We start from the raw sequence: 11,875 nt of genomic DNA on the forward strand, positions 1-11,875 counted from the left end.
AGACCCGGTATCCGGCCGCCACCAGGCCCTGCACCAGAAGACCGCGGTCGGTTTCGATGCCGACGATCACCCTCTCGGCGTCGTCGGTGTGTGCCGCGATCAGCTCGTGGATGCGCCGCAGACCCTCCAGCCCGTCAGGAACCCGGCCCTTACCCAGCACGGTTCCCGATCCGTCCATCAGACAGAGGTCGTGGTGGGCCTCCGCCCAGTCGATCCCCAGATGGATCACCGCTGCCCTCCCAGGTCGCCGGACACGTCGAGCCTGAGGAGATCCGCGGCGCCCTAATGGATCAGTGCTCGAGGCACGACATCCCACCGGCCGTCCGTCTCCTCACCGACCGGCGGGGGCACGATCTAGCTCTAGGGCTCAACGCCCGGGAGGTCACAGTGCTCACCCGCCGGTGGCTCGGGGTCAGCCTGCCAGGTTCGGCGGCTGCTCCACACCCATTAGGCGGTGAGCACCGTCTGGAGCTTCATGGCAAGGCCCATGTCGCCCTTGATCTTGATCTTCCCGCTCATGAACGCCATCGTCGGGTCGAGCTTGCCCTCGCGCAGGGCGACGAAGTCCGTGGCCGCCATGCTGATGGTGATGTTCGGGTTCTCGGGCGCCCCGGCGCCGGCCTCGGCGGTGCCGTCCTTGATGATGATGTGGTACTGCCCGCCGTCGTCGCCGGCCAGGTCGAACTGGTAGATGGCGTTCATGTTGGCGGTCCGCGACGGGTTCGCCTGCAGGCCGGTGTTGATCTCGGTGAAGACGTCGGCAGGGGTGGTCACCAGCACGTTCCTCCGCTGCGGGCGGGTCGCGCCCGTGGTTCCGCTTGTCGCCGACTACTGTACAGAACGAGTCGTACCGGACGGCGGAGGAGGGCCATCCGAACGGTCAGTCGACGGTCAGGACCAGCTTGCCGACGTTCTCGCCCGCCTCCATCGCGCGGTGGGCCTCGGACGCCTCGGCGAGGGGGAGGACGCGGTCGACCACCGGCCGCAGCGTCCCGTCCTCGAACCCCCGCAGCGCGTCCTCGACGAAGCGCCGGACGATCGCCGCCTTCTGCTCGGCGGGCCGCCCTCGCAGGGTGGTGGAGATCACCGTGAGGCGGCGCCGGAGCAGCTGGTTCAGGTCGATCTCCGCGCTGGTGCCGCCCTGCATGCCGATGATCACCAGCCGGCCGTCGGGGGCGAGCGCCTGCAGGTTGCGGGCCAGGTACGAGGCGCCCATCACGTCGAGGATGAGGTCGACGCCGGGCCCGCCGGTGAGCTCGCGCACCCGGGAGACGAAGTCCTCCTCGCGGTGGTTGATGCCGGCGTCGGCGCCGAGCCGGCGGCTGAACTCGAGCTTCTCGGGCGAGCCCGCGGTCACCAGCACCCGGGCGCCGGCGCGGTGGGCGAGCTGGATGGCGGCGGTGCCGACGCCGCCGCCGCCGCCGTGGATCAGCACGGTCTCGCCCGCGGCCAGCCGGCCGCGGGTGAGGAGATTGTCGTGGGCGGTGAGGAACACCTCGGGGATCGCCGCCGCCTCGGTCCAGGAGAGCGCGGCGGGGACGGGCATCAGCTGGCCGGCCGGCGCCACCACCCGCTCGGCGTAGCCGCCGCCGGAGAGGAGGGCCATGACCCGGTCGCCAGGCCGCCAGCCCTCGACCCCCTCGCCGAGCGCCTCGACCTCGCCGGCGACCTCCATGCCGATGATCTCCGAGGCCCCGGGTGGTGGAGGGTAGAGGCCGCGGCGCTGCAGGGTGTCGGCGCGGTTGACCGCGGTGGCACGGGCCCGGATCAGCACCTCGCCGGGACCGGGGGTGGGGTCGGGGACCTCACCGAGGTGCATGACCTCGGGGTCGCCCGGCGCGTCGACGACGATCGCCCTCACGGGTGCTCATGATGGCGTGCCGGTCCCACCCCGCGCGACCGCCGCGAACCACGCCTCGAGCTCGCGGCGCAGCCGCTCCGCGGTGGCGACGTCGACGAGCTCGAAGCGCAGCCGGGCGCCGGGGCGCAGGCGTCCCAGCGCCCCCAGGTCGGCGCTGGCGACGGTGGCGATCTTCGGATAGCCGCCGGTGGTGCCGCCGTCGGCGAGCAGCACGATCGGGCGGCGGCTGCCGGGCACCTGGATCGAGCCCGGCAGGCAGGCGTCGGACACGATCTCCGCGGCGCCGCGGTGCTCGAGCTCGGGGCCGTCGAGGCGCAGGCCGGTGCGGTCGGAGGAGGGGGTCACCGTCCACTGCGCGGTGGCCAGGAGCTCGAGCGCCGCGGCGGTGAAGTGACCGTCCTGGGGCCCGGGGACGGCGCGGACCGCTCCGTCGCGGGTCCACCACGGCGGCGGGTCGAGGCGGGTCTCGCCGCCGCCGGCGGGACGGTCGGACGCCAGCGGGAGGAGGTCGCCGGCGCGCAGCGCGCGCCCCCTCAGCCCGCCCCAGCCGCCGCGGAGGTCGGTGGCGGCCGAGCCCAGCACCGGCGCGACCGCGATGCCCCCGGCCACCGCCAGGTAGGCGCGCAGCCCGGAGGCCACCCGCCCGAGGCGCAGCCGGTCGCCGCGGCGCAGCGTCAGCGATGACCACGCCGCCGCCTCGCCGCGGTGGCCGCCGGCGTCCTGGATCCCGATCGCGCACTCGCCGGCGAGGGCCACCCGGACACTCTCGGCGAGCACCTCGAGGGTGGGTCCGCCGTGGGTGACCTCCAGAGCCGCCGCCCCCTGGGGGTTCCCGGCGAGCAGGTTGGCGAGCCGGAGGGTCGGGGGGTCGGCGGCCCCGCCGGCGGGCACGCCGAGGCGGCGCAGGCCCGGCCGCCCCACGTCCTGGACGGAGGTGAGCAGCCCCGGGGCGAGCACCCGCAGCGCGTCCACGGCTCAGCCCGCCGCGTCGACGGCGACGAAGCGCACCCGGTCGCCGGGGGCGAGCACGGCGGGGGGGGCGGCGGCGGGGTCGAAGAGGCGCGCCGGGGTCCGGCCGATGATCCTCCAGCCGCCCGGGGCGGCGACCGGGTAGATGCAGGTGAGCCCGCCGGCGACCGCCACCGACCCGGCGGCCACCCGCACCCGCGGCTCGGGATGCCGGCCGAGGCCGAGCGCCGCCGGCAGGCCGGTGAGGTAGGGGAGGCCGGGGAGGTGGCCGAGCATGGCGACGCGGTGGAGGGCGCCGGTGTGCGCGGCGACCGTGGCGGCCGGGCTCATCCCCGCGGCGGCGGCCACCTCCTCGAGGTCGGGCCCCGCCTCGCCGCCGTAGTCCACCGGGATGCTCCACTCCGCGCCTCCGCCGCCCGGCGCCTCCGGCGGCCCGGACACGAGCTCGCGGAGCGCGGCGACCAGCGCGTCGTGGCCGGTGACGAGGACGTCGTAGAGCACCAGCAGCGAGCGCAGCGTGGGCACGGTCTCGACCACCCCGGGAGGCGGCCGGCGGCGGAGCGCCGCCTCGAGGGCGAGCACCCGGGCGCTCAGCGCCTCGTCGACGGCGTCGCCGAACTCGACCACCACCGCGGCGTCGGCGGCGGCGAGGAAGCGGGGTGTCGGTTGCGACGGTACGAAACTCATCGATGCCGGGGGCCGGGCCTGGGGAGGAGCGCAAGACTGGCGGGTATGGCCCGTTCTCTACCAGTGACGGTGTAAGGCTGGGACGGCTGCGCTCCTGGGCGCGGCGGCCCCTGATTATTGGAAGGGAGTGCCTCGCATGGCGCAGTTCGGACACATCTCGACACGGGGACGGGCAGCCCTGCTCATCCTCGCCACCGGCGGCGCGGTCCTGGGGGCCGGGGTCGCACGCTCGGTGGCTCCGGCGACGGCCGCCACCGCCGCATCGGTGACGCTGAGCACCACCACGCCGACGGTGGTGACCGGTCATGTCGCGAGCCTCAAGGCGATCGTGAACACCGGTGGCGCGGCTCCGACGGGGACGGTCAGCTTCTTCCTGGACGGTGTGGGGATCACCCCCGCCTCCACCGGCACCAAGACCCTGAGCGGCGGGAAGAACAGCGTCACCGCGGCGTTCACCATGAACACCCCGGGTGGCCACCAGTTCACGGCGAAGTACAACGGCTCGGCGGCGTTCCTGCCCTCCGCGATGTCCGCGCCGGTGGGCGTCAACGTGGTGACCGCCGGCGCCGGCCAGGCCGTCGTGAGTGTCGTCTCCAGCCTGGGTGCGACGATCCCCAGCGCCACGCCGGTGACCATCACCGCGCACGTCGCCGGGACTCCCGTGCCCACCGGCTCGGTCAGCTTCACCGATCCCGGCACCTCACTTCCCGCCAACCGGACCCTCACCGGCGGCGCGGTCAGCATCAACGTCGCCAGCCTGCCGCTGGGGACCAACACCATCACCGCCAACTACAGCGGCGATCCCACCTACGCTCCCTCCAGCGGGACGATGACGATCACGGTCACCGCCCAGCCGAACGACAGGTTCCTGAACCACCTGTACACCGACATGATCGGTGCCCAGGACCCCAGCGGTGAGGCCTTCTGGGCGTCGCAGCTGGCCAAGGGCATGGCGCGACCCACCGTCGCCTTCGCCTTCACCCAGACCCAGAACTACGACAACGCGATCGTTGCCCAGCTGTACCAGAACGTGATGGGTCGTGGGTCGGATCCCGGCGGCGCCACCTTCTGGGCGGGCAAGATGCGCGGCGGCATGTCGCCTGAGCAGATCGCGGCGTCGATGGTCGCGTCGGACGAGCGCTTCCTCAGCCCGAGCTTCGGCAACAACGACGTCGACACCTTCATCCAGGCGACCTACCGGGCGCTGCTCGGCCGTGGTGCCGACTCCCCCGGCCTCGGCTTCTGGCACGACTACCTCCTCACCGGCCACCCGCGCTGGCAGCTGACCCTCGGCTTCGTCTACAGCACCGAGTGGGCGCACGTGACCGTCAGCAACATGTACGCCAAGTTCCACCTCGGCACCCCCGCTCCCAGCGCCTGGGACTACTGGGCGGGCCAGGTCATCGGGGGCATGCACGACGACCAGCTCGCCGCGCAGCTCGCCGGCTCCCAGCAGTACTACGACTGGACGCAGGCCAACTAGACCGACCAACGACAACCGTCAAGGGGGGCGGGCGCCGTGCCCGCCCCCTTTCTCGTGCCCGGCGCGTGGCATCCTGGGAGGATGACGGCGCGCGTCGACCTCAACAGCGATCTCGGTGAGGGCTTCGGCCCCTGGCGCATGGGCGACGACGAGCAGCTCCTCCAGGTCGTCACCACCACCAGCATCGCCTGCGGGTTCCACGCCGGCGACCCGGTGATCATGGCGAGGACGGTCGCGCTGGCCCGCCGCCACGGCGTCGCCGTCGGCGCCCACCCCGGCACCCTCGACCTCTACGGCTTCGGCCGCCGCCGCTTCAGCGGCGAACCGCCCGACGAGCTGGCGACGATGGTCGTGTACCAGGTCGGGGCGCTCGGGGCGCTGGCCGCCCGCGAGGGCGTGCGGCTCCGCCACGTCAAGCTCCACGGCGCCCTCAGCAACGCCGCCGCGGTCGACGTGGATCTCGCGGACGCGGTCGCCGAGGCGATCTGCGCCCTCGACCCGCTGCTCGCCTGGCTGGTGCCGTCGGGGTCGGAGATGGGTCTCGCGGCGCAGCGCTACGGGCTGCGTGCCGTCCACGAGGTGTTCGCCGACCGCGGCTACGACGACGACGGCAACCTGCTCCTCCGCGATCGCCCCGGAGCGCTGCTCACCGACACCGGCGAGGTGGTCGAGCGCGCCCTGCGGATCGTCGAGGCGGGTGCGGTGGTGAGCGTGTCGGGACGGGTGCTGCCGCTGCGGTGCGACTCCCTCTGCGTCCACGGCGACACTCCCGGCGCGCTGGCGACGGCCCGGGGGCTGCGGGCCGGGCTCGAGGCCGCGGGGGTCACGGTCGCCGCCTTCGGCGCTTCCTGAGAGCTCGCTGAGAAGCGTCCGGGTCACCGCGATTTCTCAGCGGCGCTCCCCAGACTTCCCGGCATGAGCTCCGCCGCCCTCCGCCTCACCCGCCGCCAGGCTCTCGCCACCGCCGCCGTGGGCGCCGCCGGCGCCGCCGGCCTCCGGGTGCTCGCCGTCCACCTCTCCGGTGGCTCGGCGACCACGGTGTCCGCGGCCGGTCCGATGGGCGCCTGGGCCAGCCCGCTCGGCGACAGCCGCGCGCTCGCCGCGCACCTGCTCCGCCGTGCCGGCTTCGCCGCCTCCGCGGCCGACCTCGACCACGCCGCCTCGATGTCGTACGACGACCTCGTCGACCAGGTCGTCGGGCAGCACCCCGACGTGCCCGCGGCGCCCGCGGACACGGTCCGGTACACCGCGGTGTCCGACTGGTGGTACCGGCACATGGCGACCACCACCGCGCAGTTCCCCGAGCGGATGACCCTCTTCTGGCACGGCCTGCTCACCAGCGACTACCGCAAGTCGGCGCAGTTCCCCTTCATGTACCAGCAGAACCAGCTCTTCCGCCGGCTCGGCACCGGTGACCTGCGCAGCCTGCTGCTGGCGACCACCTACGACCCGGCGATGGTCCGCTACCTCGACCTCGAGCAGAGCACCGCGAAGGCGCCCAACGAGAACTACAGCCGCGAGCTGATGGAGCTCTTCACCCTCGGCCCCGGCAAGTACACCGAGGCCGACGTCCGCGAGGGCGCGCGCGCCTTCAGCGGCATCCGCATCGCGGCGGTCGATGCCTCGGGCGCGCCGGTGAGCTACGCGCGACGCAAGGGCATGACCCAGCAGCAGTACCTGCAGCAGCTGACCGCGCTGATCGGCCGGGGCGTCAGCTTCCGCGCCGCGGTCACCCCGCGGCTGCACGACGGCGGCGCCAAGACCTTCCTCGGACACAGCGGCAATCTCGGGCCGGAGCAGGCCGTCGATGCCATCCTCGCCCAGCCCGCCTGCGCCTCCTTCCTCGCCACCAGGGCGCTGACCTCCTTCGCCGTCCCCCAGCCGTCGCCCGCCCTGGTCGACAGCGTGGCGTCGCAGTTCCGCGCCAGCCACTACGACGTCCGCACGCTGATGCGGGCGATCTTCCGCAGCGAGGAGTTCCGCGCCGCCGCCGCCTACCGCTCGCTGGTGCGGTCGCCGGCGGACTACATGGTGGCGGTGATGCGGGCCACCGGCGAGACCGATCTGGCCACCGCGTGCGTCCAGGCGGGGCCGTCGATGGACCAGGTGCTCCTCGACCCGCCGACGGTGGGCGGCTGGCCGCAGAACGCCGGCTGGGTCTCCTCGAGCGCGGTGCTCGCGCGGCTGAACTTCGCCCAGTCGGTGGTCAACCGTGGCGGCAGGCTCGCCGACGCCGTCGAGGCGGTGCACACCCACCTCGACGGGGTGGTGAGCTCCGACACCGCCGCGGTGTTCAACGCGAGCCCGACCAACAGCGACCGCTGGTACGCGATTCTCAGCAGCCCCGAGTTTCACCTGAAGTAGGACCAACGATGTTTACGCGACGCGACTTCCTCGCCAGCGGGCTGCTCTCCACCGCGGTCGGCCTGACGGTGCCGGCGGTGCTCGCCAAGGGCGTGCTCGCCGCCACCAACGACGGCATCCACAACGACCGCGTCCTCGTGGTCCTGCAGCTGGGCGGCGGCAACGACGGCCTCAACACCGTGGTGCCCTTCGCCGATCCCGCCTACGCCGCCGCCCGCCCCACCATCGGCATCGGCGCCGACAAGGTGCTGAGGATCAACGACACCGTCGGGCTGAACCCGGCGATGCCGCAGATCAAGGCGCTGTACGACGCTGGCCAGGTCGCCATCGTCCAGGGCGTCGGCTACGACACCCCCACCTACTCGCACTTCGAGGGCCTCCACGTCTGGGAGTACGCCGATCCCCAGCGCCGCCAGACCGACGGCTGGCTGGGCAGGCTGCTCGCCACCCAGCTGGACTCCGCGGGTCATCCGCTGGCCGGCTGCGCCCTCGGCCAGACCAGCACCCCCTCCGAGCTGCGCGCCGGCGGGGCGACGGTGAGCGTCATCCAGTCGGCCGCGACCTACCGGGTGCAGGGCGGGCAGGGTCGCGAGGTCGCCGCCGGCGCCCTCTACCGGAGCACGCCGGGGATCTACGGCGCCCTCTTCGACCAGGCCCTGAGCACCGCGCGGTCGGGCATCACCGCGCTCCAGGACGCGACCAGGTACACCCCCGCGGTGTCCTACACCGCCCAGAGGACGGTGTACGGCAGCAAGAACGACCTCGCCTCGGCGCTGCAGCTCACCGCGCAGATGATCGTCACCCAGCCGTCGGTCAAGGTCTGCCACGTGGTCCTGGGCGGCTTCGACACCCACCAGCAGGAGGACACCCGCCAGGCGGCGCTGCTGAGCTACGTCGACACCGCCGTGGGCGCGTTCATGAAGGACATGGAGGCCCACGGCCAGGCCGACCGGGTGGTGCTGATGACCTGGTCCGAGTTCGGCCGCCGGGTCGCCGAGAACGGCAGCAGGGGCACCGACCACGGCGCCGCCGCGCCGGTGCTGGTGGTCGGCAGGCCGATCGCCGGCGGCCTCCACGGCGAGCCTCCGTCGCTGACCTCGCTGATCGACAGCGGCAACCTGAAGTACACCACCGACTTCCGCAGCGTCTACCAGACGGTGATCCAGGACTGGCTCGGCGGCGACGCCGAATCGGTGCTCGGCGCCACCTTCCCCCGGCTGCCGCTGGTGCGGGGGGTGGCGGCGTGAGCCTCCAGCCGGGCGCCCTCAAGCTCGCCGGCGGGGTCGGCGCCCTGCTCGTCTGCGGCGGCGCCGGTGCCAGCGTGGCCGCCGACCAGCGGCCCGCCGGCGCGCCCCTGCGTCCCCCGGTGAGCCAGGCCTCGGCGCCGGTCGCCGCGGCCGCGGCACCCGGCGGCCTGGTGATCCCGCCCACCCCGGTGTGCTCCGGCGGCACCGCCGCGAGACCGGCCGCCGCCCCGGCTGCGGCGCCGCCCACGGCCACCGACCCGCAGCTCGTCGCCGTGCTCGCCCAGATCGCCCAGGCGCCGACCGCGGCGGCGCGGCGGCAGCTGATCGCCGCCCTGCCCGCCGACCAGCGCCAGCAGGTCACCGCCCTGATGCGGCAGCGGACCGCGGCGGCGGCGGCGAAGAAGAAGCCCGCTGCCGGCGCGAAGGCCGGCGGTGGCGCCTCGTGCCTGCCCGGCGGTGGCGGCGCCGGCAGCGGCCAGGCGATCGTCCCCAGCGTCGGCGACGCCGCCCCCTCGGGCGCGCCGATCACCTTCACCTACGTCTCGTGAGCGCCGCGCCACCCCTCGCCGTCCACCGCTTCACCGCCTTCGGCGGGGCGCGCTGCGAGGTGCTCGCCCGGGGCTGCACCGACGCGGACGTCTCCGCGGCGGTCGCCGAGGTCTACGCCTTCGAGGCCCGGCTCACCCGCTTCGACCCCGGCAGCGAGCTCTCCCGGCTCAATGCCGCCGCCGGTGCCCGCACCGCGATCTCGCCGCTGCTCGAGGAGCTGCTCCGCGTCACCCTCGACGCCTTCGAGCTCAGCGACGGCGCGGTGAACGCGGCGGTGCTCCCCGCCCTGGTCGCCGCCGGATACGACCGCACCATCGCCGCGGTGCGGGGGCGCCCGGTGCGGGGGGCGCCCCCCGCCGCGGTGGCGGTGCCGCCGCTCGACGCCGTGCTCGAGGTGGGGGAGGGCTGGGCCCGGCTCCGCCCCGGCGCCGCGGTCGACCTCGGCGGGGTCGGCAAGGGCTGGCTCGCCGACCGCCTGGCCGAGCGGCTGGAGAACGCCACCGTCAACCTCGGCGGCGACCTGCGGGCGCTCGGCGCCGGCCCCGAGGGCGACGGCTGGAGGGTCGGCCTCTGCGACGGCTCGGCGGTGCGCGTCGTCGACGCCGGCATCGCCACCAGCGGCCGCGCCGGCCGGAGCTGGGCGGGCGGCCACCACCTCGTCGACCCCCGCACCGGGCGGCCGGCGACCGCCGCTCCCGGCGCGGTGAGCGTCGTCGCCTCCGACGCCCTGCGCGCCGAGGTGCTCGCCAAGCTCGTCGCCATCCGCGGGCTCGCCGAGGGGGTGCCGGTGGCGCTCGCCCGCGGAGCCGCGCGCATCACCTCCGTGTCAGCTCTGGACGCTGACGCGCCCGATGCCGAGGGGGCCTCCCCCAGGCGATCAGCTCCTGCGGCGCCGACCGCCGTCCCACCGCTGCCGCTGGAGAACGTGGCATGACCACCGACATCGTGCTCTGGGACGCGGCCCGCGCCGCCGCGCTCGCGGCCTTCACCGTGCTGAGCGCCTCGCTGCTCACCGGGATGGCGGTGCGCACCGCGCTGCTCGCCCCGCTGGCCCGCAACCGCGCGGTGATCGCCCTTCACGGGTTCCTCAGCTGGTTCTGGCTGCCGCTGGTGGCGGTGCACGTCGCCGCCCTGGTGCTCGACGGCACCGCCCGCATCGGCGTCCTCGACCTGCTGATCCCCTTCCGGGTCGGCTACGCGCGGGTGGCGGTCGGGCTGGGGACCGTGGGCTTTCTCCTCCTGCTCCTGGTCGGGATCACCAGCGCGCTCCGGCGGCGGATGTCCCAGCGGGGATGGCACACCGTCCACCTGCTCTCCTACCCGATGTTCGTGATCTTCCTCCTCCACGCCCAGCTCGCCGGCAGCGACTTCAGCCGCACCTGGATCAGCGTGCTCGGCTGGAGCACGGTCGGCGCCCTGGCCACCCTGGCGCTGCCCCGGCTGGTCGGCGCCCGGGTGGGCGAGCCGGGGCCGGCGACCCGATCCTGACCCGTCCGTCAGATCGCCGCGGGCCGCCGTACACTGGCCGTACAAGGTGGTCGCGCTCTACATCCTCGTCGCAGTGGTCCTCCTCGGGATCGAGGCCTTCACCCTCGCGTTCTTCGCGGTCTTCGTGGCGGTGGGGCTGCTCGCCGCGGCGGTGGTCGCGGCCGTGGGGCTGCCGGTGTGGGCGCAGCTCGCCACCCTGAGCGCCGTCTCCGTCGCCGGGCTGCTGCTGGCCCGCCCACCGATCGCCCGGGCGATGATGCGGTCGCACCCGCGCATGCTCCTTCCCGGGGTGCAGCAGCTGGTCGGCCAGACCGCGCTGACCGTCGACGAGGTGGGTGACGAGCACCATCCCGGCCACGCCCTCCTCGCCGGCGAGCGCTGGCTCGCGATCACCGAGAGCGGGCCGCCGCTGCCGCCTCAGAGCACCGTCACCATCGCCGCGGTGCGCGGCACCACGCTGGTGGTGCACCCGCATCCGGCCCTTCCCCCGGGGTGACCCGGTCCGGGCAAAGGAGAAGACCCCCATGACCGCCGCGATCGTCCTCGCCGCCATCGCCGTCCTCGTGCTCATCGTGCTGGCACAGACGGTCAAGGTCATCCAGCAGGGCTACCTGGGAGCCGTCAAGCGGCTCGGCCAGTTCCGCACCCAGTGCGAACCCGGGCTGGTGATGATCCTCCCGTTCATCGACAACCTCACCCGCGTCGACATCCGCGAGACGCCGCGGACCGGAGACCGCCAGGAGGTGATCACCCGCGACAACGTCACCGTCGCCGTCAACGCCACCATCTTCAGCCAGGTCGTGGACGTGAAACTGGCGCTGTTCAGCGTCTCCAACTACGCCGTCGCCATCGACCAGCTGGCGCGCACCACGCTGCGCGCCGTGTTCGGCTCGCTGACCCTCGACGAGGCGCTCTCCCAGCGCGAGCGCATCAACGTCCAGCTGCAGGAGCAGATGGAGTCGGTGACCGACAAGTGGGGGATCCGCATCAACCGGATCGAGATCGTCGACATCACCCCGCCCGCGCAGATCCTCCAGGCGATGGCGCTGCAGAAGACCGCCGACCAGGAGAAGCGCGCCGCCATCCTCCAGTCGGAGGGCAGGCAGCAGTCGGCGGTGAACATCGCGGACGGCCAGCGCCAGGCGCTGGTCAAGCAGGCCGAGGGCGAGCGGCAGGCGGCGATCCTCCGCGCCGAGGGTTCGCGGCAGGCGGCGATCCTCGAGGCCG

14 protein-coding genes are annotated in these 11,875 nt (G+C 74.1%); 9 read left to right on the top strand and 5 right to left on the bottom strand.

The genetic code is table 11. The features are described from left to right. The 5 genes from VGL20_07335 to pxpB form a co-directional block, all read right to left on the bottom strand. On the bottom strand, positions 1-229 hold a 229-nt coding region (locus VGL20_07335; GenBank protein ID HEY2703486.1), incomplete at its 3' end, for a transposase. A 218-nt stretch (positions 230-447) separates the two neighbouring features. Continuing rightward, positions 448-774, bottom strand: a complete 327-nt coding sequence (locus VGL20_07340; GenBank protein HEY2703487.1) for an SCP2 sterol-binding domain-containing protein — start codon at positions 772-774, stop codon at positions 448-450. A gap of 106 nt (positions 775-880) precedes the next feature. Continuing rightward, positions 881-1,861 (bottom strand): NAD(P)H-quinone oxidoreductase, encoded by a 981-nt coding sequence (locus VGL20_07345; GenBank protein HEY2703488.1) that lies wholly within the window; start codon positions 1,859-1,861, stop codon positions 881-883. A 6-nt stretch (positions 1,862-1,867) separates the two neighbouring features. Then, positions 1,868-2,833: a biotin-dependent carboxyltransferase family protein gene (locus tag VGL20_07350; protein ID HEY2703489.1), complete on the bottom strand. Its 966-nt coding sequence runs from the start codon at positions 2,831-2,833 to the stop codon at positions 1,868-1,870. A 3-nt stretch (positions 2,834-2,836) separates the two neighbouring features. Then, a complete protein-coding gene (pxpB, locus tag VGL20_07355; GenBank protein ID HEY2703490.1) occupies positions 2,837-3,517 on the bottom strand; it encodes a 5-oxoprolinase subunit PxpB in 681 nt (226 codons plus the stop codon). Positions 3,518-3,653: 136 nt separating this feature from the next. Here pxpB and VGL20_07360 point away from each other — a divergent pair, with 136 nt between their 5' ends. The 9 genes from VGL20_07360 to VGL20_07400 form a co-directional block, all read left to right on the top strand. Continuing rightward, on the top strand, positions 3,654-5,000 hold the full coding sequence (locus VGL20_07360; protein HEY2703491.1) for a DUF4214 domain-containing protein: 1,347 nt from the start codon (positions 3,654-3,656) through the stop codon (positions 4,998-5,000). Positions 5,001-5,081: 81 nt separating this feature from the next. After that, a complete protein-coding gene (locus VGL20_07365) occupies positions 5,082-5,852 on the top strand; it encodes a 5-oxoprolinase subunit PxpA (GenBank protein ID HEY2703492.1) in 771 nt (256 codons plus the stop codon). Between the two features lie 63 nt (positions 5,853-5,915). After that, positions 5,916-7,364 (top strand): DUF1800 domain-containing protein, encoded by a 1,449-nt coding sequence (locus VGL20_07370; protein ID HEY2703493.1) that lies wholly within the window; start codon positions 5,916-5,918, stop codon positions 7,362-7,364. Between the two features lie 8 nt (positions 7,365-7,372). Next, a complete protein-coding gene (locus VGL20_07375; protein ID HEY2703494.1) occupies positions 7,373-8,611 on the top strand; it encodes a DUF1501 domain-containing protein in 1,239 nt (412 codons plus the stop codon). Then, complete coding sequence (locus tag VGL20_07380; protein ID HEY2703495.1) at positions 8,608-9,159, top strand: hypothetical protein; 552 nt, start codon at positions 8,608-8,610, stop codon at positions 9,157-9,159. The genes VGL20_07375 and VGL20_07380 overlap by 4 nt, the downstream gene beginning before the upstream one ends. Beyond that, on the top strand, positions 9,156-10,094 hold the full coding sequence (locus VGL20_07385) for an FAD:protein FMN transferase (GenBank protein HEY2703496.1): 939 nt from the start codon (positions 9,156-9,158) through the stop codon (positions 10,092-10,094). Before VGL20_07380 ends, VGL20_07385 begins: the two co-directional genes overlap by 4 nt. Continuing rightward, positions 10,091-10,648 (top strand): hypothetical protein, encoded by a 558-nt coding sequence (locus tag VGL20_07390; protein ID HEY2703497.1) that lies wholly within the window; start codon positions 10,091-10,093, stop codon positions 10,646-10,648. Before VGL20_07385 ends, VGL20_07390 begins: the two co-directional genes overlap by 4 nt. Positions 10,649-10,721: 73 nt before the next feature. Then, positions 10,722-11,144, top strand: coding sequence for an NfeD family protein (locus VGL20_07395; protein ID HEY2703498.1), 423 nt, complete (start codon positions 10,722-10,724; stop codon positions 11,142-11,144). Positions 11,145-11,172: 28 nt separating this feature from the next. Beyond that, positions 11,173-11,875, top strand: a 703-nt coding sequence (locus VGL20_07400) for an SPFH domain-containing protein (GenBank protein ID HEY2703499.1), incomplete at its 3' end; no start/stop codon positions are given.

It is taken from the genome of Candidatus Dormiibacterota bacterium (assembly GCA_036495095.1).
In the GTDB taxonomy this organism is placed as follows: Bacteria; Chloroflexota; Dormibacteria; order Aeolococcales; family Aeolococcaceae; genus CF-96.

Coding starts and splice junctions, on each gene's coding strand:
- VGL20_07370 (HEY2703493.1), top strand. CDS start 5,916: ATGAGCTCCGCCGCCCTCCGCCTCACCCGCCGCCAGGCTCTCGCCACC.
- VGL20_07360 (HEY2703491.1), top strand. CDS start 3,654: ATGGCGCAGTTCGGACACATCTCGACACGGGGACGGGCAGCCCTGCTC.
- pxpB (HEY2703490.1), bottom strand. CDS start 3,517: ATGAGTTTCGTACCGTCGCAACCGACACCCCGCTTCCTCGCCGCCGCC.
- VGL20_07390 (HEY2703497.1), top strand. CDS start 10,091: ATGACCACCGACATCGTGCTCTGGGACGCGGCCCGCGCCGCCGCGCTC.
- VGL20_07375 (HEY2703494.1), top strand. CDS start 7,373: ATGTTTACGCGACGCGACTTCCTCGCCAGCGGGCTGCTCTCCACCGCG.
- VGL20_07365 (HEY2703492.1), top strand. CDS start 5,082: ATGACGGCGCGCGTCGACCTCAACAGCGATCTCGGTGAGGGCTTCGGC.